This is a genomic window from Arthrobacter sunyaminii (assembly GCF_018866305.1).
GTDB lineage: Bacteria > Actinomycetota > Actinomycetes > Actinomycetales > Micrococcaceae > Arthrobacter_B > Arthrobacter_B sunyaminii.
The window spans coordinates 1,009,576-1,032,390 of the sequence record NZ_CP076456.1; the positions used below are offsets into that span (position 1 = coordinate 1,009,576).

Genomic DNA, 22,815 nt, shown 5'->3' on the forward strand with positions numbered 1-22,815 from the left:
GCACGAAGGATTGGAAGGAGGCGGGTTTGGGCCCGGCATCTGCACGAAGGATGCCCGGCAGGTCCTCATGCGCTGGCGGCAAAAGGATCCCGGAGTCAGTACTCCGCGTACATTTCCCCCACCCGCAGAGCCGCATCCGTCCGGTTATCCGGCCCGGGCAGCGGGCAGGCCCACGCCTCGTCGTAGGCGCACGACGGGTTGTACAGAAAATTGAAGTCCAGGACCAGGCTGCCCGGAGCCGCACCCTGCCCAAAGTCCGCCCCCTTGATCGTGTCCAGCAGATACCGGCCGCCGCCGTAGCTTCCGCCGTCGGCTCCGGACAGCGAGTCCCGCACGGGCAGGAAGATCCCGCCCCCGTAGGAAGCCAGCCGCCACACCGCCAGCCGGCCCACGCCGTCGACCGCCACCGTGCCCAGCCGCACAAACGGAACCACACCGTCCGTGCCGGTGGGCACATCCATCCGCTGGCCGGCGCCGTCGTCTTCGATCAGTGCGTCGCAGCGCAGCTCAGGGTTGTAGGCGGCCACGTCCAGTCCGCGGAAGCGTTCCCGGGCGCGGGGCTTCAACGGCGACGCGGGATGCTCGGCGAAGAGCCGGTCCCGCTCCGCACGCCACAGATCGTGGGCGTACGACGGCGACACCTCCTGGGCGGTAAGGCGCACCTGGGCGTAGAGCCCGAAAACGCGCTGGCGCCAATCCGCTGTCTGCAGGACCGTGACGGGGGAGATCATTTGTTCAGCGTAGTGTGTTCGAGTGACTACCGGACTGCTCGTCGTTGTACTCGTGGCAATCTTTATCGGCGCCATCGCGCAACGGATTGCCGGACTCGGTTTTGCCCTGCTCATTTCTCCGTTCCTGGTGATCCTGCTGGGTTCCCACGGGGGAGTGCTGATGGTGAACGTCTGCGGCCTGGTGTCCTCGGCGCTGATCATGACGCGGGTCCGGAAAGACATTGACTGGAGCATGTACCGCTGGCTGGCCGTCCCGGCCGTCTGCGGCAGCATCCCCGCATCGGTTGCGGCCGTATACCTGCCCGCGGCTCCCATGGCGGTGGTGGTGGGCGCCGTCGTTCTGGTGGCCCTGACCGCGTCGCTGGTCATGCAGCGTACGTCGGTGACCGTGACCGGCAACGGGCCCAAGGTGGTCGCGGGTTTCCTCTCCGGGGTGACCAACGCGGTGGCCGGCGTGGGTGGACCGTCGGTCAGCGCCTACGCGCTGATGGCACGCTGGCCGCAGCGGCCCTTCGCCGCGACCCTTCAGCCGTTCTTCGTCACCATTGCCATTGTCACCCTGACCGCCAAGCTGTCCCTGGACCCGGGGCAGATGCCGCCGTTCCAGCCGTGGGCATGGGCGCTCATTGCGCTGATGATCATTGGCGGTATTTACACCGGCGAGAAGCTGCAGCGCTTCATCCGCGATGAGCAGGCCCGTGCAGCCGTAGTAGTCATAGCCTTTTTCGGCGCCGCGGCTGCGCTGGCGAAGGGCATTTTCGACCTCGCAGCCTGAGCCGCCCGCCCGCACCGCCAGTCCCTGCCATCAGCCGGAACCACCCGTCCGCACCAACCGCCGCATCCGACTCACGGCACCTCCTGAACCGTCCGCCGCGCACCGGATGGGACGATAGAAGCGATGAAACTCTTTACCCGCCCTAAAACTCCGGGCGTCCTACCGATGCCCCTGTGGCTGCAGGGAGTGGTCGAACTCGGCCAGGCTGCAGTCCTTTCCGCCCTGCTGGTATTCCTGCCCCTCATTGGCGTCTGGTTCGCCGACGGCTTCACCGACCGGAACTTCGCGTCGCTGGCCCGGCTGGGCGGGCAGGGGTGGCTCCTGATCCACGGTGTCCCGCTGACCCTGACCTTCCCCGCCGGAACGCTGGCCAGCGGCGCTACGTCCGGCCTTCTGTCCCTGTTTCCACTGGGTCTGACGCTCATCCCGTTCTTCCTGTCCTGGCGCGCCGGGCGCAGGCTGGCTAAGGCTTCCTACACGGACCAGCTGTGGCAGGCACTGCTGGGGGCGCTGGGAACCTACGCCCTTCTCGGCGCGGCCGCCGCCCATTTCTCCGGAAATGAAGACGTTTCCATTTCCGTGACCGCAGGTGCGTTGATTCCGCTGATCTCGGCGGGCCTGGGACTCTTTATCGGTGCCCGGCGCGAGGCGGGGTCCTGGGTGCGGCTGATCGGTGTGGATCTAACGGACTGGATTTCCCGCACCAGCCAGCACTCCCGCTGGGCCGGGTCCTACGTCTGGGCCGTGATCCGGGCCGGGGTAGTGGGTATTACCGCGGCGCTGGGCTTCTCGGCCCTGCTGGTGACCGTGGCCCTGGCCATGAGCTGGGCTGAGATTGTGGCCGTTTACCAGCATCTGGATGCCGGAATCATCGGAGGCGTGGTGCTGACCGTCGTCGAGCTGGGGATGATGCCCAACTTTATGGGCTGGGCACTGGGCTGGACCTCGGGGGCGGGTTTTTCCCTCGGAACGGGCAGCTTGATCAGTCCGTTGGAAACCACGGTGGGCCCGCTGCCCGCTGTTCCAGTGTTTGCTGCACTGCCGGCCGGCGGCTCCGAGTACGCCGTAGCCGCCCTCGCGCTGCCTGTGGCCGCCGGGTTCCTGGCGGGCTGGTGGTTCCTGCGCGAAGGAGAGAACCATTTCGACGAGTGGTTGTCCCTGAAGATCCGTGCCCGCTGGTTCACGGCCCCGGTCTCCACCGTGCTGCTGGGCGTTTTTGTGGGCCTGGTGTCCGGAATCCTGGCGGCCGGCGCGGTCCTGATCTCGAGTGGATCAGCAGGCATCGGCCGGTTCGTGGAAGTGGGAGCGGATCCGCTGTGGACGGGTCTTTGGATTGCGGCCGAAGTGGCCGTGGGCGTGGTGGTGGGTTACGCCGTCGGGCCCTGGTTGGAGCGCGAGGAACGCGCCTGACGGAAGTGCTGGAAGAACAGCAGCGCGGCATAACCGAACAATGCAGTGCCGAGCAGCGGTCGGATCCAGCCCAGCTGCCAGCGTTGCGACAGCAGGTCCGGATAGCCCAGGTAGGGGATCGTTGCTGCCACCCGCCCCTGCAGGGCGGAGGCGGGAACGGCCGGATCGGCCAGCGAATTGGCATCGCCCTGAAGTACCAGCTCCTGTGACCCGTCCGGGCCGGAGGTGAAACCGGCCAGCCGGTGAGTGACCGGAAATGATCCGGGTGCGCTGCCGGCCGGCAGATATGTGAGGTCCGGCCGCCAGCCCCACCAGCGTGACGAGGATGCAGGCTGCGGCCGGCTTCCCCGTCAGCGGAATGAGCCCGGGGCGCCTTTTCAGCGCGGCAGCAGCCCGGTGGTGAACTGGTCCCGGCACTCGTCCTGAGCCGAAATGGTCAGCGCGTTGGCCAGGCAGCTTTCGAGTTTCTCCGTGCTGTCCCAAGTGGCAACTGCCAGTCCCAGACCCAGAGTCATCACCACGGATGCGACCAGGCCCAGGGAGGTCACAAACACCTGCGTTGGCCCGGTGTTGTAGCGCACCACCTTCACCAGCGTCACAATGCCGACGGCAATGGCAGCAACTCCCAGCGCCAACGGCACCAGCTTCCACGGCAGCGCAAGCCCCGAGGTAAGCAGCACGGCAGCAACCAAAGCCACGAAAATCCGCAGATATCCGCGGACGCTTCGCTTCTGCTCGTCGGTGGCAGCGGTCTTTTCGGGTGACTGCTGCAACGGCGGGGGAGTCTGATGAGGGGCACTGCCGTCGTTGTTCATGGTTTAACCCTAGGCGACGGTGAAGCCTAAGGTTGACGCATGCGCATCGTTGTTCTCGTGTCCGGCACCGGATCCAATCTTCAGGCCGTCCTGGACGCAGTGGCGGAAGGGAAGCTCGACGTCGAAATCGCCGCCGTCGGCGCGGACCGTCCCGGCACCCAGGGGGTCCAGCGGGCGGCCGATGCGGGGTATCCCACCTTTGTGGTGAACTTCCGCGACTATGCCGTGCGCTCCGAGTGGAACGCGGCCCTGACGGAGAAGGTGGCGTCCTATTCCCCGGACATCGTGCTGTCCTCCGGTTTCATGCGGATCGTGGATGAGCACTTCATTAATACCTTCGAGGGGCGCTACCTCAACACGCACCCGGCACTGCTGCCCTCATTCCCTGGGGCGCACGGCGTGCGGGACGCGCTGGCCTACGGGGTAAAGGTCACCGGCTGCACCGTCCACATCGCCGACGCCGGCGTGGACACCGGGCCGATCCTCGCACAAGCCGCCGTGGAAGTACTGGACGACGACACCGAGGAAAGCCTGCACGAGCGGATCAAGGTCCAGGAACGCCGGCTGCTGATCGAAACCCTGGCCCGGATCAGCGCACGCGGGCTGCCTGCGCTCTAGGCCTAGTCCAGGGCAGCGCCCCGGGTTTCCGGCGCGAACCGCATCATCCACGCGATTGCCAGCATCACCAGGACTCCGGCCAGCCCGAAGGACAGGGGCAGGCCCAGATACGGCCACGCGATGGAAACGAAGATCAGCGGCCCGAAACCGGCACCAATGCGGCTCACGGTGGAGGCCCACCCAAATCCGCTGCCGCGCAGTTCCGTGGGGTACAGCTCGGACACGTACGCATAGAGCACCGGAATGGCCACCTGCACCACAAACCCGTAGGCCAGCAGCCAGCCGGTGGCGGCGGCCGGCACGTCCAGTACCAGGGCAACGATGATCAGGATCAGCGCTGACAGCGGACCGGTGACCGCCAGGATCCATTTGCGTCCCACCCGTTCCACGAGCAGTGCGGCCGCGATGACTCCCAGGAGCCCGACGGCGGCCATTCCCGAGGTGGTCAGGAACGCCGCATACTCCTTGAAGCCGGAATCCACGAGGATTTTTGGCATCCAGGTCAGCGCCAGGTAGTACACCAGGAGGATGGTGAAGAACAGCGACCAGGCGGACACCGTGATCTTCCAGCTGTACCGCCAGAGATCGCTCAGCTGGGTTCCGACGGCGTGCAGCGACAGTTTGGCCGGCTCCTCGGGTTCCGGAAGCCGCCAGTTGGTCACGGTGGAACCGGTGCTCTGAATGAGCTCGTTGATGACGGTTTCCGCTTCCGCGGTGCGTCCCTTGCGGACCAGGAACAACGGGGATTCCGGAACGGAGCGCCGGACCCAGAAGACCAACAGAGCCGGCAGCACCATGATGAGCATAGTGAAGCGCCAGTCGGCCAGCGTGGCCATAATCAGTGCTGAGGTGGCCCCGCAGAGCGCAGCCCCTACCGGCCACCAGCCGTCCATCGCCGTCAGCACCCTGCCGCGTTGTTTGCGCGGTGTGAACTCGCCCACCAGCGCGTAATCCACGGGAACGCAGCCGCCCAGGCCAAAGCCCGCCATGAACCGGAAGATGCAGAACCAGATGATGTCCGGAGAGAACGCGCCCAGGACGGTAAAGAGGGAAAAGACGAGCAGAGTGGCGGTGAAGGCCTTCTTGCGTCCAATGGCGTCGGCGATGGAACCCCACACAAATGCGCCGATGGCCATGCCCAGCAGATTGGCAGTGCCGATCCAGGCTGCCTGCGCCGGTTCGAGATCCCAGTGGCTGGACAGAAGAGGAATCAGGACGCCGTTCAGCGTCACGTCCCAGGCATCGAACATGAAGCCCAGGCCACCGATAATGAAGATCCGTCCCTGGACCTTCCATTTCCAGGGCAGATCCTGAACCACCTGGTCACCCGTGGGCAGGGTGTTCGTTGTTGTCATGGGAATGGCCTTCCAGGCGGCGGATGCGGGGAGTGGCCGGGCCTCGCGGCAGGTCCGAAAGAACTGTACATCGCGGGCTGGACGATGTGGGAAACAGGAAGTGAACCCAGCTGCCGGCCCGCGCGGTGCAGCAGCGGAGATCAGGGGCAGCTAATTTCCGGGCCCAGCGGCTTCCGGTGAGATCCGCTTCGGGGTAGGTAGTTGGGCCAGCACATTCGGGTGTTTCTTGTTTATTCTCCCGTATCCGAAGCGCCCCATTAAGTGACATGAATCACTAAACTAGAAGACATGTACTACTTATCCGCTCCCGATCGGGGCAGCACCAATCCGGGTTTAGCCTCCGTGGCGGTCGGTAAACGCTGCGGTCCGCCGTCAAACACATTGGGGTCGGCCCTCGAACTGGACCCGGAGACTGGGGAAGTGGACGCGGCCGGGCTGGAGGCCGCCGAAGTGGACCCCGCCGAAGTGGACGCGGCCGAAGTGGACGCGGCTGAATCCGCGCTCAGAGTGCAGCTGATCGATCACATCCGGGCGCTGGAGGAACTCAAGGGGAGTATCTGTGCTGCGCAGGCGCGTGCGGCCGCCGTTTTTGACGAATCGTCCAGGCGCAGCCAGTCTCGTGCGGGGGTGAAAAGGGGTCAACTTGGCCGGGGTGTAGCGGCGCAGATCGCGCTGGCCCGGCGCGAATCCCCGAACAAGGGCGCCCGGTTGCTTGGGCTGGCGCGAATCCTCAGCACGGAGATGCCGCATACCCTGCGTGCGTTGAGCCGCGGTGCCATCAGCGAATGGCGGGCCACCATTCTGGTGCGGGAGACCGCGTGCCTGAGACTGGTTGATCGGCAGAAGGTGGACGAGCTGGTCGCCGGGGACCAGGAGCGGCTGGCGCAGCTTGGAGACCGCAAACTGATTGCCGCGATCAAGTCCGTGTCCTACGGATTGGATCCGCACAGCGTGGTCAACCGTGCCGCAAAGGCTGCTTCGGATCGGTTTGTTTCATGCCGCCCGGCACCGGACACCATGGCGTACGTGACCGCGCTGCTGCCGGTAGCCCAGGGTGTGGGAGTGATGGCCGCGTTGATGCGCACGGCCGATCGGGCCCGTGCCGCCGGAGATCCCCGCTCAAAGGGTCAGGTTATGGCCGACACCTTCGTCGAACTGCTGACGGGCCAGGAACGGGCTGAGGATCTGCGGGTGGAAGTGCAGCTGATCATGACGGACAGGACTCTGCTGCATGGCGTCCTTCCGCCCGTCGTCTCCCGTCACAGTGGTACCGGAGACAGCGATGCCGATCATTCCGGTGATTCACCCAGGACAGTCCGTGGCCGGCCGGGTGGATCGGCTCAGTCCTTCGTTCCTGACGGTGCGGAACCTGCCGTGCTGACCGGGTACGGAATTGTCCCCGCACAGTGGGCGCGGGATCTGATCCGAAGGGACGGCAGCAGCGCAGCCCCGCAACGGCTCCGGCCTAGCCGAAGAGCACCACGCACGGAGGTGTGGCTTCGCCGGCTCTACGCGGCACCGGACACCGGCCGCCTCACTGCCATGGACTCCCGTGCCCGGCTGGTTCCGGACGGTTTGGCGCGGCTGATCGCTGCACGCGATCAGATCTGCCGGACGCCGTGGTGCGGGGCGCCGATCCGGCATTATGACCACATCAAACCCTTCCGCGAGGGAGGTCCCACCAGCGCAGAAAACATTCAGGGGCTATGCGAGGCCTGCAACCAGGCCAAAGAAGCACCAGGTTGGACAGCCCGGTGCGAAGAAGCGCCCGGAGCACCCGGAGCACCCGGAGCGCTCGCCGACAACAACGGGACGGGCCGGCACAGCGTCACAATCACCACGCCAACGGGCCACATTTACCGCTCCACCGCACCGCCGCTTCCAGGCACGACAGGTGCAGTGTCATGATCCGGCAGACCCCAGCCGTGTTAAGCCAGTCTTGGCTTCACACTCTGCCCGGCAGGACGCCGTGACCTAAACTGTAGCCACCGACACACTCTTTCTTTGGAGATATTGCGTGAGCTCTCAGCCGCTGAACCGTGTACCAATCCGCCGGGCCCTGATCTCGGTCTATGACAAGACCGGCTTGACGGAATTGGCTCAGGGCCTTTCCGCCGCCGGGGTGGCCATCGTGTCCACCGGTTCAACTGCCAAGCAGATTGCTGCTGCGGGCGTTCCCGTCACTGAAGTCTCCGAGGTCACCGGCTTTGCAGAATGCCTGGACGGGCGGGTCAAGACACTGCATCCCCGCGTCCACGCCGGCATCCTGGCTGACCGCCGCCGGGAGGACCACGTGGCGCAGCTCGAGGAAATGGAAATTGAACCCTTCGATCTGGTGGTGGTGAACCTCTACCCCTTCGTGGAGACCGTGAAGTCCGGCGCCAGCCAGGATGAGGTTGTGGAACAGATCGACATCGGAGGACCGTCCATGGTCCGTGCCGCCGCCAAAAACCACCCGTCCGTAGCCGTCGTCGTGGACCCGGCCAAGTACAGCGACGTGGTCACGGCGGCTGCCGAAGGCGGCTTTGACCTGGACCAGCGCCGCCGCCTTGCAGCGGAAGCCTTCGCCTCCACCGCCGCCTATGACACCGCCGTGGCGGCCTGGACTGCCGAGCAGTTTGGTGACGGAACCGAGGAAGGCGCCACCTGGCCCGCCTACACGGGTCTGGCACTGGAGCGGTCCGAGGTGCTGCGCTACGGCGAAAATCCGCACCAGGCCGCTGCCCTCTACGCGGACAAGAGTGCACAGCCGGGCGTGGCCCAGGCGGACCAGCTGCACGGCAAGGCCATGTCCTACAACAATTACGTCGACGCCGATGCCGCACTGCGCGCCGCGTTCGACTTTGACGAGCCAGCCGTCGCCGTCGTCAAGCATGCGAACCCTTGCGGCGTGGCAGTGGCCTCGGGGGACGCCGCCGACCCCATTGCCGATGCCCATGCCAAGGCACATGCCTGCGACCCGGTTTCGGCCTTCGGCGGCGTGATCGCGGCCAACCGCACCGTCACCGCCGGCATGGCCAACACGGTCAAGGACATCTTCACCGAGGTGGTTATCGCACCGGACTTCGACGCTGAAGCCGTGGAGATCCTCTCCGCCAAGAAGAACATCCGCCTGCTGACCCTGCCGGACGGTTACGGCCGCAGTGCTGCCGAATTCCGGCAGGTCTCCGGCGGCATGCTGATCCAGAAGTCGGACAAGATGCAGGCAGAAGGGGACAGCCCGGAGAACTGGACGCTGGTTTCAGGCCCGGCTGCCGATGATGCCACGCTGGCAGACCTTGCCTTTGCCTGGACTGCCGTGCGTGCCGCGAAGTCCAACGCCATCCTGCTGGCGGACAACGGTGCCTCAGTGGGAGTGGGCATGGGCCAGGTCAACCGGGTGGATTCCTGCCGGCTCGCCGTGGAGCGGGCCAACACCCTGGGCGGACCCGGGGAGGAGCGGGCCCGCGGTTCCGTGGCGGCCTCGGATGCGTTCTTCCCGTTCGCCGACGGCCTGCAGATCCTGATTGACGCCGGCGTCCGCGCCGTGGTCCAGCCCGGCGGATCCATCCGCGACAACGAGGTCATCGAAGCAGCAAACGCTGCCGGCGTCACCATGTACTTCACCGGGGCACGCCACTTCTTCCATTAAGCACTGCGCCGGCACTGCCATTAGCGGGCGCTGAAACGCGGGACGGTGCAGGTAATGCGCCGTCCCGCAGTTTAGGGCGCAGATAGTGCGCTGTGGCATAGTGGGACTCAAATACAAGCCAAAAAGACGGGTTCCGTCATGCCACAAGACATGTCCGGCGCCCACCAACACACAAGGAGACCGTGTGGCTGAGAAAATCAAGGTTGTGGGTTCTGTAGTAGAACTCGACGGCGACGAGATGACCCGCATCATCTGGCAGTTCATCAAGGATCGCCTGATCAACCCGTACCTGGACGTAGACCTGAAGTACTACGACCTCTCCATTCAGAACCGCGATGCAACCGATGACCAGGTCACCATTGACGCTGCCAACGCCATCAAGGAACACGGCGTAGGCGTCAAGTGCGCCACCATCACCCCCGACGAAGCACGCGTCGAGGAATTCGGCCTGAAGAAGATGTGGGTCTCCCCGAACGGAACCATCCGCAACATCCTGGGCGGCGTGGTCTTCCGCGAACCGATCATCATCTCCAACATCCCGCGCCTGGTCCCGGGCTGGAACAAGCCGATCATCATCGGCCGCCACGCCCACGGCGACCAGTACAAGGCCACGAACTTCAAGGTTCCCGGTGCCGGTACCCTGACGCTGACCTACACGCCGGCCGACGGCAGCGAAGAAATCAAGCAGCAGGTTGTTACGTACAACGAAGATGGCGGCGTCGCCATGGGTATGTACAACTTCAACGATTCCATCAAGGACTTCGCCCGCGCTTCCTTCGCCTACGGCCTGCAGCGCAACTACCCGGTGTACCTCTCCACGAAGAACACCATCCTGAAGGCCTACGACGGCCAGTTCAAGGACCTGTTCCAGGAAGTCTTCGACGCCGAGTTCAAGGACCAGTTCGAAGCAGCCGGCCTCACCTACGAGCACCGCCTGATCGATGACATGGTTGCCTCCGCGATGAAGTGGGAAGGCGGCTACGTCTGGGCCTGCAAGAACTACGACGGCGACGTCCAGTCCGACACCGTTGCACAGGGCTTCGGCTCGCTGGGCCTGATGACCTCCGTGCTGATGACCCCGGACGGCAAGACCGTTGAGGCCGAAGCTGCACACGGCACGGTGACCCGTCACTACCGCCAGCACCAGCAGGGCAAGCCCACCTCCACGAACCCGATCGCCTCGATCTTCGCGTGGACCCGTGGCCTGATGCACCGCGGCAAGCTGGATAACACCCCCGAGGTCATCAACTTCGCCGAGACCCTTGAAGACGTTGTCATCAAGACGGTCGAGTCCGGCAAGATGACCAAGGACCTGGCTGCACTGGTTGGCCCGGACCAGGCATACCTGACCACCGAGGAATTCCTCGCTGAGCTGGATGCCAACCTGAAGACCCGCCTGGGCTAATACTCAGCATTTTCAGCGACGACGGCGCCCCACCTTTCGCAGGTGGGGCGCCGTCGTCGTTCAGGTCAGGGCTTCGCTAAATGCCGGAGCCCTGGTCGCCCGAGGAGCCGGAGCCGGAGGAACCGGAGCCCATGGAGCCGCCGGACGATCCCGAGCCCACGGACCCGGAGCTGCTCGAGGTTGACGAGGTCACCGACTCGGAGCTGGACTGGCCGCTGATAGTGTTCTCGTCCTTGTAGGAGGAGGACACCTCAATCTTGCGCGGTTTGGCCCGCTCGCTGACCGGAATCAGGACGCTGAGCACACCGTTCTCGTACTTGGCGGAGATGCCGTCAATATCGATTCCCTGCCCAAGGTTGAGCTGGCGCAGGAAGGTGCCGGATTCCCGTTCCCGGGTCAGCCAGGTGACGGTGTCGGAAGCCTGGATGGTGCGCTCTGCCCGGATGGTCAGCAGCTGGCCGTCCACATCCACGTCAACCGAGCCCGGATCGATGCCCGGAAGATCGGCATTCAGGATGTAGTGGTCGCCCTCGCGGTAAAGATCGATGGGCATCAGCCGCAGCCGCTGCCGGGGATCCAGCAGGGCTCCTGCCATCCGGTCAAGCTCGCGGAACGGATCGAACTTCATGGCCATTATCATCAACTCCTTTTACGCCCACCTGCTGGGCAGGCGAATCATTTTTCGGAACTTCAGAAGGGTCGATAACTTGAGTCACCTCGACTCAAGGATGAAATTAGGTTAGCACTCACCCTTAATGAGTGCCAGAACCAACCACGAAAAAAGACTCGAGCAGTCCAGAATTGGTGATGGCGGGCGGTGTGGCCCGTTAATCGACCGGCCATTCGTGGACAGGAGCATTGGAATGCATGTTTTCCCAGTATTTCCGGGTGAGCTCAGCCAGCGCGGCCCTGCGTTCCATGCCCTCGCTCTCCAGCCGGCGCAGGTACGAGATCTGCCACGAGGCCCCGTTCTGCTCGGTGCGGGCGCGTTCGCGGATAACATCCAGATAGCGCTCGATCAGCTCCTGATCCACCCCCAGTTCGCGGAGTCCCAGGGCAGCCTGAGGAACCAGATGCCTGATGACCAGTTCAGCGACGGGAATTTCGCCGATGCCGGGCCAATAGACCGTTGCTTCCAAACCATTGCGGGCGCAGGACAAAAAGTTGTCTGCGGCGCTCTTGAAGGCGAGCCTGGTCCACAACGGCCGTTCGGCCGTGCGCAGATGCTGGACCATGCCGTAAAAGAAGGCGGCGTTGGCCACCACATCAAGGACCGTGGGACCGGCGGGGAGGACCCGGTTTTCCAAGCGGAGATTGGGCGTGTGCTCGCCGGGGTCATAAATCGGCCGGTTCCACCTGTAGACCGTGCCGTTGTGCAGGCGAAGCTCCGGGAGAAGCGGCGCGCCGGCCGGGGTGGAACCTCCGCTGCTGCGTGAGAGTTCCGGAAGCAGTGCGGGAAAATACCGCACGTTCTCTTCGAAGAGATCAAAGATTGAGGTGATCCACCGTTCCCCAAACCAAACCCGGGGGCGGACGCCCTGATTGCGCATCTCCGGCGGGCGGGTATCGATGGCCTGCTTGAAGAGTTCCACGCGGGTCTCATGCCACAGGATGTGTTCCATAAAGATGGGGGAGTTGGCCGCAAGGGCAATTTGCGGTGCAGCAATGATCTGGGCGGCGTTCCAAGCGGGGGCGAAGTCCTCCGGGCTCACTTCCAGATGCAGCTGCACCGAGGTGCACGCTGCTTCAGGAGCAATGTTCTTGGCGTAGAAGGCCAGCGATTCCTCCCCGCGGAGATCAATATGCACGTCTTCACCGCGGGCCTGAAGCACCGAAGTGTTCAGCGCGGCGTAGCGCTTGCCGGCGCTTAGCCATTCCTTGTTCTCCAGCAGATTGGGGCGCAGCGTCGGCAGAATGCCGGTCATGAGGATTTCGGTTTTGACCTCCGCCGCCCTGGCATCAGCCCGGTTGAGCTGCATCCGCAGGCTGTCCTCAAGCTCCCTCAGGCCGGAACCGCCAACGGCCAGCGCCGGATGGTTCATTTCGATGTTGAAGGCGCCGATTTCGGTCTGGAATGCGGGATCGGCAATCTGCTCCAGCACGGCTGCATTGCGCAGCGCGGGGGAGAAATCCTGGTTTGTCAGGTTCAACTCCAGCTCGAGACCGATGCTGGCGGTATCAGCGAATGACGCCGTTGAGAGGTATCCGGCAAATCGGTCGAGGTTTTCAAGGAGCCGCTGGCGGTACCTCGTCCGCTGCTCCCTGCTGTACGTTTTATTGTTGACTTCGGCGCCCATCGTCTGAAGATAACCATGGGCGCCGAAGGATGTATAGCGTGGGCCGAGAGATGAGACGAATTGGCGCGGCCCGCCAAACGGCATCCCCTTGGGGTCAGGACTGCAGCAGGCCCTTCAGGACGTTGGAGGTACGCTGCATTTCGCCGTGCTGAGCGCCCATCACAATGACAGCTCCCGAAAAGACGGGAATGCACCACTGGACTACTTTCAGCTGCCGCTGGGCTGACTGCAGTTCCTTGGAGGTGCCGGGGTTTGGCTCGGTGGCACCGGCAGCGCCTTCTTCGGAGTACTTGTCAACCTTCCGCCCCAGCAACCCGGCGTAGAAGGTTGCCAGTGCCCCGACAACGGTCACGGCGGTCTTATAGACGGTGAGGGTACCCACGCCGTCCTGCTTGGCAACGCGGCCCTTGTTCTCTCCGATGATGGCCAACCCAGCCAAAAAGTGGCCAATGATGGCGGCCGACTGCAGCGGAGCCCATTTTTTCCATCCCAGGCTGGAAAGCCGGGTGCGCTCCGCGGGGTCCTTGGCTTCTGCTGCGGCGCCGTTGAGGCCGACTGCCCCCATCAGCGAACCGCCGAACCAGGCGCCTGCCGTGAGGTCATGCACGGACCGGGCAAACAAATTTCCTGCCACTGGAATCTCCCTTTGATGTCGGATTTCGCACGGTCGAACCTGTCGGCTCGAAGCAGTTGCCGCCCAGGGGTTGGGCGGGCGGCAGCCGTCCGGCCAGCGAATCATGCAGTCACGAACAAGCACAAGGGCAACCGCATCAATCGGTACTAAGGCGGCTTAGTTCCACTTTACTTGCTTATACTAAGTGTGCTTATGATTGGGGCAGCCAGTAGAGAAGATCCTCTTCTACAGGATTCTGATTCTTCATCCATAGCGATTCAGGAGAAAGAGTGACGATGACAGACAACGTATGGCCCAAAGAAGGAAGCCACGCCGCCAGCCCGATGCAGGGCGGACCGGCTGACACCAAGTCCGCGAAAGCGGGAGCGGCCAAAGACGAGGCTGCCGGAGTTGCCCGGGATGCTGCCGGCAGCGCTCAGCATGTAGCAGAAACCGCTAAGTCGGAAGCAGCCGGAGTTGCTTCTGAAGCAGCAGCAAGCGCCAAGGACCTTCTGAATCAGGCGCGCAGCGACCTCACGGAGCAGGCCGGCGCCCAGCAGCAGAAGGTAGCCGAAGGTCTGCGCACCATGGCGGGCGAATTGCAGTCCATGGCAGACAACTCCGACCAGTCCGGCGTGGCCACTGATCTGGTCCGTCAGGCGGCGGACCGTTCATCATCAGTCGCCTCCTGGCTGGACAACCGCACTCCCGGCTCGCTGGTTGACGAGGTCAAGGGCTTCGCGCGGCAGCGTCCGGTTGCCTTCCTTGCCCTTGCCGCGGGCGCCGGTTTCCTTGCGGGCCGCATAAACAAGGGCCTGAGTGCCGGAGTGCCGGATTCAGCCGCAGCACACCCGGCTGCAGGGACCCGTCCCGCCGGAACCGTCAGTACCCCGGAAACGATCTACCCGCCCGAGCCCCCCGTGCAGCCCACTTACGCGGCAGGCACGGGCGACGTAAATCCCGGCGGTGTTGTCGATGATCCTTTCACCACGGAACCCACCGTTCCGGCAGGATTGCCCCCGGTATCCGATGATCAGCTGCCCGGTGCCGGAACCCGCGGAACCCAGGCCAATGATCCGTTTAGCGGTGGTCGGCACTGATGAGTACCGAAATCCCCGAACCGCCCCCCACCAAAGCCGAAACCACCTCCCTGGGTGACCTCCTTGGCCAAGTGACCGCTGATATGTCGACCCTCATGCGCCAGGAAGTTGAGCTGGCCAAGGTTGAACTGAAGCAGTCAGCCACCAAGGCAGGAAAGGGAGCAGGCATGTTCGCCGGCGCCGCACTTGCCGGATATTTCGTCCTGCTGTTTCTGTCCATCACCCTCTGGCAGGCGCTCGGCGACCTGATCGGCCTTGGCTGGTCGGCGCTCGTCGTTGCCGTGATCTGGGCAATCGTCGCAGCCATTCTGGCCATGCGCGGCCGCACGGAAATGCGGAAGATCAAAGGCATGCCGCAGACCTCGGAGACGCTGCAGGAAATTCCCGGAACCCTGAAACCGAATGAGGACGCACGATGAGCGAAAATCCCGACGCAATACGCGCAGACATTGAAGAAACCCGCCGCCGGCTCGGAAGCAACGTGGATGCCGTGGCCGATAAGGTGACCCCGTCCCACATTGTCCAGCGACAGACGGACAAGGTGAAGGATGCGGTGTTCGGTGTGAAGGACAAAGTGATGGGAGCAGCAGATCAGATGACTGACAAAGTACAGTCCGGTACAGGTACGGCATCGGACGGCATGAGCCGCGCAGGCTCCGCAGTGGGCGATGCCCCGCACAAGCTTGCAGGCAAAGCCCAGGGCAACCCGATGGCGGCAGGGCTCATTGCCTTCGGCGCCGGACTGCTGGCAGCCTCCCTTATTCCTGCCAGCGAGAAGGAACGCGTCGCTGCGGACAACCTGAAGACAGCGGCGGAGCCCCTGACCAACCAGGTTGCCGACGCGGCCAAGAACGTTGCCCAGGGACTCAAGGAGCCGGCGCAGGAAGCCATGGAAAACGTGAAGGCAACGGCCACCGAAGCGGCGCAGAACGTGCAGCAAGAGGGCCAGAGTGCTGCCGGCGACGTAAAAAACAAGGCAGCGGATGCGAAGGACAACGTTCGCGGCACCTAATCCCTCAACCGGTGCGCAGTGCACTGGACTGAAGCAGACGCACACAGCGGCCCCGCATATTTGCGGGGCCGCTGTTCTGTGCGGGCGTTTTCCTGTGACCGGCTAGAGGGTCCTGGCCGGAAAATCGTTCGCGTAGCGCACACCCATCTGGCTCCGGGCTTCGTCGAACAGGCGCATGGAAGCCAGCGAATGCTCCCAGCTCATGGTCGGGGATTCCAGCAGGCCGGACTGGATGCAGCGGGTGACTTCCCGCAATTCGTAGGTGTACCCGTTGCCCACTTGGCGGAATCTTTCCACCCTGCGCTCACCCAGATGGGGCTGGATGGTCAGTTCCACCGGGTTGTGCAGCGGTGCGCCCGTCCGCAGCCAGCCTTTGCTCCCCGCGATGGTGCCGGTGCGGGTGTGCGCGGCCACCAGGGAGGACATCAACTGGGCCGAGGCTCCTGACCGATAGTTCAGGAGCAGGGCGTTCTGAGTATCAATGCCGTCTCCGTTTACGGCGCCGACGGCCGTAACACCATCCGGATAGCCCAGCGCTCCCACTGCCAGCGTCAGGGGATACACGCTCAGGTCCAGCAGAGCTCCGCCGCCGGACTCGGGGTTCCAAAGCCGGCTTGCCGGGTCAGGCGGCGAGGGGAACCCCAGATCCGCCTGCACCCAGCGCACTTCCCCCAGCTCGCCGCTGACCAGGATCTCCCAGATGCGGTTGACGCACGGCAGAAACCGCGTCCAGACCGCCTCCATCAGGAACAGTCCACGGGAGGAGGCCAACGCTATGAGGTCTTCGGCTTCGCGCGCATTGATGGTGAGGGACTTTTCGCAGAGCACATGCTTTCCGCCGAGCAGCGCGGCGCGGGAGATCTCGTAGTGCTGGGCGTGCGGGGCCGCAACATAAACGACATCGACCTCCGGATCATCGATCAGGTGGTGGTAACCCCTGCCCCGGTCATCGTCGAAGTAGGAGCGGGTGAATCCGAAACGGTCGGCAAACTCCTCCGCGGAGTCCGGGTTGCGTGAACTTACGGCGTGCAGCACCGCATCTTCAAGCCTCGCGATGTCTTCAGTGACCTTCGCAGAGATGTTTCCTGTGGCAACCACGCCCCATCGGAGCACGCGGCCGGTTTTCTGAACCGGGCTGGGAGCCCCCTGGAAAACACACGGCGGCGTGGGAATGTACGGGGAATCCATGGTCCTCTTTTCCGAAGATCACCCACTGTAATCACAGACAGTGCATCAATCTAGGGGACAGCTGCCATGCAGCCGTCTCGAGGGAAAAAGAGCGGCCGGCGAGGACCGGCCGCTCCGCTTCCAGCTGCGGTCAGCCGGAGTGCACTGCCTCGCGGTGCGCGGCTGCTGTCTCCACATAACGAGCCGCATTTTGGCGGACGCCGTCGTACTCCTCATCGTTCAGCTGCCTGCGGACTTTGGCCGGGACGCCGGCCACCAGGGACCGGGGCGGAATGAGGGTTCCTTCCAGAACCACCGCGCCGGCCGCCACCAGCGACCCGGCGCCTACGACGGCACCGTTCATGATCGTGGCGCTCATGCCGATCAGGCAGTCGTCCTCGATGGTGCAGCCGTGAACTACGGCACTGTGGCCAACGCTGACACGCTGACCCACGGTGGTGGGGAACCCCGGATCAGCGTGCAGCACCACGTTGTCCTGCAGGTTGGTCCCGGCGCCTACCCGGATGGCGTTGGAATCCCCGCGGACACACACGCCGTAGAAAGCGCTGGACTCCGGCTCCATGACAACGTCGCCGATGAGCGAGGCCGTGGGGGCGAGGAAAACGGACGGATCTGCCTGCGGGGTCTTGCCCCGGAATGTGATTACGTGTGCCATGGGGCCAGCCTAGCCGTACTCAAAGGGCCGGCCGCGGCGGCGGAGCCGGGGAAAGTCCTCAGTTGAAGACGATCGTGCGCTTTCCGTCCAGCAGCACCCGGTGCTCGGCATGCCACTGCACAGCCTTGGAAAGGGTCCTGCCTTCGACGTCGCTGCCCAGTGCGGCCAGCTGCGGAGCGGACCGGGAATGGTCCACGCGGATGACTTCCTGTTCGATGATGGGGCCTTCATCGAGGTCGGACGTGACGTAGTGGGCCGTTGCTCCGATGAGCTTCACGCCGCGGGCGTGGGCCTGGTGATAGGGCCGGGCGCCCTTGAAGGAGGGGAGGAAGGAATGGTGGATGTTGATGGCGCGTCCGGACAGGTCACGGCACAGCTCATTGCTGAGGATCTGCATGTAACGGGCAAGTACCACCAGTTCAATGTCGAGATCCTGTATCAGCGTACGCAGCTGGTGCTCCGCGTCCTCCTTGGTGTCCGGCGTTACCGGAATGTGGTGGAAGGGGATGCCGTAGAACGCTGCGAGCTCCGCCAGGTCCCTGTGGTTGGAGACAATGGCCGGGACGTCGATGTTCAGCGTGCCGGCGCGCTGCCGGAAGAGGAGGTCGTTGAGGCAATGGCCGGACTTGGACACCATGATGAGCGTGCGTACAGGTGCGCCGGCGGGATGCAGCTGCCAGTCCATCCCAAACGCGGCGGCCACCGGGGCAAGTGCTTCCTGAACCTGCGCCTCGGTTCCGGGGGCCGTGAAGTCCACGCGCATGAAGAAAGAGCCTGTTTCCGGGCTGCCGTACTGCTGGGATTCCGTAATGTTTCCGCCGGCAGCCACCAGGCCGCCGGAGACGGCATGGACAATGCCTGGCTGGTCGGGGCAGGACAGGGTGAGGGTAAACGCGGACGCGCCGGGAATCATGTCAGCGGCGGGGGCGGCGGAAGAATCAGTCACGGAATCAAGGTTACCCGTCCGGGGAGGGCTCGCTTAGGCTAAGGAAATGGACGTAACCTTCATGCCGCTCTCCGATAAGGACGCTGAGGAGCTGGTCAAATTCCTGACCACCAACAGCTTTCCCTATCACCGAATTACTGCACCATCCGAGGAACTGGTCCGGCAGCTGATCCTGGAGGGTCGGTTCGATGCCGACGGCGTCTGCACCTATTGGGTATTTGGAGACAACCAGCGCCTCGGACTGGTCATTCTGGAGCGGCTGGAAAGCCAGTGTCCCACCTTCGACCTTCGCCTGGTGGAAGAAGCCCGGGGACAGGGCAGCGGCGTTCCCGTGCTGCAGGCCCTGACTGATCTGGTTTTTACGGACAGGCCCGGCTCCCACCGTTTTGCGGGGCGGACGCGGGAAGACAACATAGCCATGCGCAAGACCTTCCTCCGGTCCGGGTTCCTTAAGGAAGCGCACTACCGGGAGGACTGGCCGCTGGATGACGGGCAGTGGGTCGCCTCCGTCACCTATGCGGTGCTGCGCCGTGACTGGGAGTTGGGAACCATGACGGAGTTCGTCTGGGAGGACGTGGACCAGCCCTGAAGGGCGGCCAGCGCAGCGAGCGCCGCTGCCCGCCCGGCCCGGGTGGCACCGAGCGTCGAGGCAGACTCCCCGTAACCGACCAGGAACAACTGGGGGAGTCGCACCACTCGGGGACCATCCATGCGGATGCCGCCGCCCGGTTCGCGCAGATGCAGGGACGCCAGATGGCCCAGGGACGCGCGGAACCCGGTGGCCCAGAGGATCACATCCGCAGCCGCGGTGCTGCCGTCCTCAAATACGGCGCCCGCCGGGGTGAGCCGGACCAGGGGGCCCCGTGAGGTGAGGACGCCGTCGTCAATTCCCTTTTGGTACTGGGCCGTGAGCGGCAGCCCGGTTGCGGCCACCACGCTGAGCGGGGGCAGCCCGGCGCGGGTGCGCTCGCTGACGGCACGCTCGACGCCGCGTCCCCACTCGGCGTCGAAGGGGCGGCGCGTGAATTCGGGCGGCCGGCGCGTGGACCATGCGGTTTGGGCGCCGGCCTCATGGAGTTGGAGGAGGAACTGCAGGGCAGAGGTGCCGCCGCCGACCACCAGGACGCGGCGGCCGGCGAAGTCCGCTGCGCTGCGAAAGTCGCGGGTGTGCAGCTGAATCCCGCGGAAGTCCTGCTGTCCGGGATAGGCGGGCCAATACGGTTTGTCCCAGGTTCCGGTGGCGTTGATGACAAACTTGGCCAGCCACACGCCGCTGTCCGTGGTTATCCTCAGCCGGTTCCCGGCCGGACGGGAAACCTTCCGGACCCGCACCGGCCGCTGCACGCGGAGCCCAAATTCGGCTTCGTAGGCGCCGTAATACCGGCTTACCACGGACGACGCCGGCTCCCGGGGATCGGGGGTGCCCAGGGGAAAGTTCGGCAGGTCATGGATGCCGTGGGCGGAACCCAGTGTGAGCGAATCCCAGCGGTGCCGCCATGCGCCGCCGGGCCCGTCATTGGCGTCCAGCACCACAAAGCCGGATTCCGGGATAAGGCCCCGGCGTGCAAGGTAATACGCTGCGCTCAGGCCAGCCTGCCCGGCACCGATCACCGCCACGTCAATTTCGCGGTCCGCCACCATCACATCCCCTCCTGAAGGGAAAACCCTGCATGTTTCTACCTCCAACCGCTTCCTTGCCGGTGCTATTCCTCAGCCGCCGAACCGCCGCCGATGCCGAGGAAACATTCGGCCGCGGAGGAGCAGGGTCCGCTACGATGGTTAGGTCGCAACTGGCGTTAGGTGGGTCACCACCAGGGAGCGGCACAGCAGCACAGACCACGGATCGCACGCCTGGGCCGAAGGTCAAGCCTTCATCTGTTGTCATGCCCGAACTGTTTTTCAAACAGAGGCCGGGGGTGCCCGGCAGATAGCCTGACCCATAGAACCCCTTCCCCAGGAGATCCTTGTGAGACTATCCACCCAGCCCGTCACGGACGCCAAACTGTCCGACGTCGATCCGGAAATTGCCGCCGTCCTCAACGATGAACTGGCCCGTCAGCGCAACACCCTGGAAATGATCGCCTCGGAGAACTTTGCTCCGCGGTCCGTCCTCGAGGCCCAGGGGTCTGTCCTGACCAACAAGTACGCCGAGGGATACCCCGGCCGCCGTTACTACGGCGGGTGTGAACATGTGGACGTGGCGGAAAACCTGGCCATCGAGCGGGTAAAGGCCCTGTTCGGCGCCGAGTTCGCCAACGTCCAGCCGCATTCCGGTGCGCAGGCCAACGCTGCGGCGCTGGCTGCGCTCCTTCAGCCAGGTGACAAGCTCATGGGCCTGAACCTGGCCCACGGCGGGCACCTGACCCACGGCATGAAACTGAACTTCTCGGGCAAGCTCTATGAAGTGGCAGCCTACGGAGTGGATGAACAAACCTACCGGGTGGACATGGACAAGGTCCGTGAACAGGCTCTGGCCGAACGGCCGCAGGTCCTTATTGCCGGTTGGTCTGCGTACCCGCGCCAGCTGGACTTCGATGCCTTCCGCTCCATTGCCGATGAAGTGGGCGCCTACCTGTGGACCGATATGGCGCACTTCGCCGGCCTGGTGGCCGCGGGCCTGCACCCGAATCCGGTGCCGGCGTCCGACGTCGTGACCTCCACCGTGCACAAGACCCTCGCCGGCCCGCGCTCGGGGATGATCCTGGCCAAGGAGGAGTACGGCAAGAAGCTGAACTCCAGTGTGTTCCCGGGCCAGCAGGGCGGACCGCTGATGCACGTCATCGCCGCCAAGGCCGTGGCGTTTCGGATCGCCGGTTCCGAGGAATTCCGCGAACGCCAGGAGCGCGTGCTGGAAGGAGCCCGGATCATTGCCGAGCGGCTGAACGCACCCGACGTCGCAGAGCACGGAGTCTCGGTGCTCACCGGCGGCACCGATGTGCATTTGATTCTGGTGGATCTGCGCCACTCGGCGCTGGACGGCAAGCAGGCGGAGGACCTCCTGCACTCGGTGGGCATCACGGTGAACCGCAACTCCGTGCCGTTCGATCCCCGCCCGCCCATGGTCACCTCCGGCCTGCGGATCGGCACGCCGGCGCTGGCCACTCGCGGCTTTGGCGCCAAGGAGTTCACTGAGGTGGGAGAAATTATTGCCGCTGCACTGAAACCGGCCCCGGAGGTCGAAGCGCTGCGGGCACGGGTTACCGCGCTCGCCGAAAATTTCCCGCTGTATCCCGGACAGGAAGAGTGGTAACGAACATGGAGAAGGGTAACAACATGGAAGGTTCCGTCACGGAAACCCCCGAGAATGACAGCGTCAACCTGGGATGGGAGAAGAAGGAGCGAACCGAATTCGGCACCCCGGTTGCCGCAAAGATCCTCGACGGGCGCAAAGCCGCCCGGGAGATCAAGGACGAACTCGCGCAGCGCGTGCAGGTACTCAGGGATGAGCACGGGATCACCCCCGGGCTCGGAACTGTGCTGGTGGGCGATGACCCGGCGAGCCACTCCTATGTGGGCGGCAAGCACAAGGACTGTGCCCAGGTGGGCATCAACTCCATCCGCCGCGACCTGCCCGCTGACATCAGCCAGGCGGACCTGGAAAAGGTCATCGACGAACTGAACGAGGACCCGGCCACCACCGGCTACATTGTGCAGCTGCCGCTGCCGGCACACATCGACACGAACGCCATCCTGGAACGCATCAGTCCGGAAAAGGACGCTGACGGCCTGCACCCGGTGAACCTCGGCCGGCTGGTCCTGAACGTGAGCGAACCGATGACGTCGCCGCTGCCCTGCACTCCGCACGGAATTGTGCAGCTGCTGGTGCGCAACGGAATTTCCCTTACCGGCAAGAAGGTCCTGGTCGTGGGCCGCGGCGTCACCGTGGGCCGCCCGCTGGGGCTGCTGCTCACGCGCCGCCCGATCAACGCCACGGTAACCCTCGCGCACACCGGAACATTGGATCTGTTCGAGCACCTGCGCGAGGCCGACGTGGTGGTGGCCGCCGCCGGGTTCCCGGAAATGATCAAGGCCGAGGACCTCAAACCCGGCGCCATTGTGCTGGACGTTGGGGTCACCCGGGTCACCGACCCCGACACCGGCAAGACCACCCTCACCGGTGACGTGGAGAAGGCGGCCGCCGACGTCGCATCCTGGATTTCTCCCAATCCCGGGGGCGTGGGGCCGATGACCCGCGCGATGCTCCTGTCCAACGTAGTGGAGGCGGCGGAGCGCGCAGCAGGCATTCTCGCCTAACTGTTCCTCA

General features: G+C 64.4%; 23 protein-coding genes and 1 riboswitch. Of the genes, 12 read left to right on the forward strand and 11 right to left on the reverse strand.

From position 1 onward, the window contains the following. Positions 1-95: 95 nt before the first annotated feature. Entirely contained in the window at positions 96-731 is a 636-nt protein-coding gene (locus tag KG104_RS04430) for a DUF1684 domain-containing protein (protein WP_207347403.1), read from the reverse strand. Between the two features lie 22 nt (positions 732-753). On the opposite strand from KG104_RS04430, the gene KG104_RS04435 reads away from it, so the two are divergent. Beyond that, the gene (locus KG104_RS04435) at positions 754-1,506 is read left to right on the forward strand and encodes a sulfite exporter TauE/SafE family protein (protein WP_207347404.1); all 753 of its coding nucleotides are present in this window, start codon (positions 754-756) and stop codon (positions 1,504-1,506) included. A gap of 123 nt (positions 1,507-1,629) precedes the next feature. Continuing rightward, positions 1,630-2,916, forward strand: a complete 1,287-nt coding sequence (locus tag KG104_RS04440; protein WP_207347405.1) for a cell division protein PerM — start codon at positions 1,630-1,632, stop codon at positions 2,914-2,916. Here KG104_RS04440 and KG104_RS04445 read toward each other — a convergent pair. Next, entirely contained in the window at positions 2,874-3,047 is a 174-nt protein-coding gene (locus tag KG104_RS04445; protein WP_207347406.1) for a hypothetical protein, read from the reverse strand. The two genes, KG104_RS04440 and KG104_RS04445, sit on opposite strands and share 43 nt — an antisense overlap. 246 nt (positions 3,048-3,293) lie before the next feature. Then, positions 3,294-3,731, reverse strand: coding sequence for a hypothetical protein (locus tag KG104_RS04450; RefSeq protein ID WP_207347407.1), 438 nt, complete (start codon positions 3,729-3,731; stop codon positions 3,294-3,296). Positions 3,732-3,770: 39 nt separating this feature from the next. On the opposite strand from KG104_RS04450, the gene purN reads away from it, so the two are divergent. After that, positions 3,771-4,349, forward strand: a complete 579-nt coding sequence (purN, locus tag KG104_RS04455) for a phosphoribosylglycinamide formyltransferase (RefSeq protein ID WP_207347408.1) — start codon at positions 3,771-3,773, stop codon at positions 4,347-4,349. A gap of 2 nt (positions 4,350-4,351) precedes the next feature. On the opposite strand, the gene KG104_RS04460 is transcribed toward purN, so the two are convergent. Beyond that, positions 4,352-5,704 (reverse strand): MFS transporter, encoded by a 1,353-nt coding sequence (locus tag KG104_RS04460; protein WP_207347409.1) that lies wholly within the window; start codon positions 5,702-5,704, stop codon positions 4,352-4,354. A gap of 420 nt (positions 5,705-6,124) precedes the next feature. On the opposite strand from KG104_RS04460, the gene KG104_RS04465 reads away from it, so the two are divergent. The 3 genes from KG104_RS04465 (at position 6,125) to KG104_RS04475 (ending at position 10,740) form a co-directional block, all read left to right on the forward strand. Further along, positions 6,125-7,612 (forward strand): HNH endonuclease, encoded by a 1,488-nt coding sequence (locus tag KG104_RS04465; protein ID WP_237688662.1) that lies wholly within the window; start codon positions 6,125-6,127, stop codon positions 7,610-7,612. Positions 7,613-7,721: 109 nt separating this feature from the next. Beyond that, on the forward strand, positions 7,722-9,335 hold the full coding sequence (gene purH / locus KG104_RS04470) for a bifunctional phosphoribosylaminoimidazolecarboxamide formyltransferase/IMP cyclohydrolase (protein WP_104161647.1): 1,614 nt from the start codon (positions 7,722-7,724) through the stop codon (positions 9,333-9,335). 184 nt (positions 9,336-9,519) lie between these two features. Beyond that, positions 9,520-10,740 carry an NADP-dependent isocitrate dehydrogenase gene (locus KG104_RS04475; RefSeq protein ID WP_104055128.1) on the forward strand — a complete coding sequence of 407 codons (1,221 nt, stop codon included), beginning with the start codon at positions 9,520-9,522 and terminating at the stop codon, positions 10,738-10,740. Between the two features lie 76 nt (positions 10,741-10,816). Here KG104_RS04475 and KG104_RS04480 read toward each other — a convergent pair whose 3' ends face one another. The 3 genes from KG104_RS04480 to KG104_RS04490 form a co-directional block, all read right to left on the reverse strand. Then, a complete protein-coding gene (locus KG104_RS04480) occupies positions 10,817-11,374 on the reverse strand; it encodes an Hsp20/alpha crystallin family protein (RefSeq protein ID WP_207347411.1) in 558 nt (185 codons plus the stop codon). Between the two features lie 193 nt (positions 11,375-11,567). Further along, positions 11,568-13,037: a glutamate-cysteine ligase family protein gene (locus tag KG104_RS04485; RefSeq protein ID WP_207347412.1), complete on the reverse strand. Its 1,470-nt coding sequence runs from the start codon at positions 13,035-13,037 to the stop codon at positions 11,568-11,570. A gap of 94 nt (positions 13,038-13,131) precedes the next feature. Beyond that, positions 13,132-13,671, reverse strand: coding sequence for a hypothetical protein (locus tag KG104_RS04490; RefSeq protein ID WP_104104354.1), 540 nt, complete (start codon positions 13,669-13,671; stop codon positions 13,132-13,134). A gap of 275 nt (positions 13,672-13,946) precedes the next feature. Between KG104_RS04490 and KG104_RS04495 the strand changes: the two genes are divergently transcribed. The 3 genes from KG104_RS04495 to KG104_RS04505 are packed head-to-tail and all read left to right on the forward strand — an operon-like array spanning position 13,947 to position 15,762. Next, complete coding sequence (locus KG104_RS04495) at positions 13,947-14,750, forward strand: hypothetical protein (protein WP_207347413.1); 804 nt, start codon at positions 13,947-13,949, stop codon at positions 14,748-14,750. Next, entirely contained in the window at positions 14,750-15,169 is a 420-nt protein-coding gene (locus KG104_RS04500) for a phage holin family protein (RefSeq protein WP_104055132.1), read from the forward strand. The genes KG104_RS04495 and KG104_RS04500 overlap by 1 nt, the downstream gene beginning before the upstream one ends. Then, complete coding sequence (locus tag KG104_RS04505) at positions 15,166-15,762, forward strand: DUF3618 domain-containing protein (protein WP_207347414.1); 597 nt, start codon at positions 15,166-15,168, stop codon at positions 15,760-15,762. Before KG104_RS04500 ends, KG104_RS04505 begins: the two co-directional genes overlap by 4 nt. Positions 15,763-15,864: 102 nt before the next feature. On the opposite strand, the gene KG104_RS04510 is transcribed toward KG104_RS04505, so the two are convergent. The 3 genes from KG104_RS04510 to purU form a co-directional block, all read right to left on the reverse strand. Continuing rightward, positions 15,865-16,950, reverse strand: a complete 1,086-nt coding sequence (locus tag KG104_RS04510) for a Gfo/Idh/MocA family protein (protein WP_104055134.1) — start codon at positions 16,948-16,950, stop codon at positions 15,865-15,867. 130 nt (positions 16,951-17,080) lie between these two features. Next, positions 17,081-17,605, reverse strand: coding sequence for a gamma carbonic anhydrase family protein (locus KG104_RS04515; RefSeq protein WP_104161650.1), 525 nt, complete (start codon positions 17,603-17,605; stop codon positions 17,081-17,083). 58 nt (positions 17,606-17,663) lie between these two features. Further along, on the reverse strand, positions 17,664-18,518 hold the full coding sequence (purU, locus tag KG104_RS04520; protein ID WP_104055494.1) for a formyltetrahydrofolate deformylase: 855 nt from the start codon (positions 18,516-18,518) through the stop codon (positions 17,664-17,666). A 79-nt stretch (positions 18,519-18,597) separates the two neighbouring features. On the opposite strand from purU, the gene KG104_RS04525 reads away from it, so the two are divergent. After that, on the forward strand, positions 18,598-19,140 hold the full coding sequence (locus tag KG104_RS04525) for a GNAT family N-acetyltransferase (protein WP_207347415.1): 543 nt from the start codon (positions 18,598-18,600) through the stop codon (positions 19,138-19,140). On the opposite strand, the gene KG104_RS04530 is transcribed toward KG104_RS04525, so the two are convergent. After that, the gene (locus KG104_RS04530; protein ID WP_207347630.1) at positions 19,065-20,192 is read right to left on the reverse strand and encodes an FAD-dependent oxidoreductase; all 1,128 of its coding nucleotides are present in this window, start codon (positions 20,190-20,192) and stop codon (positions 19,065-19,067) included. The two genes, KG104_RS04525 and KG104_RS04530, sit on opposite strands and share 76 nt — an antisense overlap. 135 nt (positions 20,193-20,327) lie before the next feature. Further along, positions 20,328-20,415: riboswitch (ZMP/ZTP riboswitch) on the forward strand. Positions 20,416-20,517: 102 nt separating this feature from the next. On the opposite strand from KG104_RS04530, the gene glyA reads away from it, so the two are divergent. Beyond that, positions 20,518-21,801, forward strand: coding sequence for a serine hydroxymethyltransferase (gene glyA / locus KG104_RS04535; RefSeq protein ID WP_372434145.1), 1,284 nt, complete (start codon positions 20,518-20,520; stop codon positions 21,799-21,801). Between the two features lie 5 nt (positions 21,802-21,806). Continuing rightward, positions 21,807-22,805 carry a bifunctional methylenetetrahydrofolate dehydrogenase/methenyltetrahydrofolate cyclohydrolase gene (locus KG104_RS04540; protein WP_237688663.1) on the forward strand — a complete coding sequence of 333 codons (999 nt, stop codon included), beginning with the start codon at positions 21,807-21,809 and terminating at the stop codon, positions 22,803-22,805. Positions 22,806-22,815 lie beyond the last annotated feature (10 nt).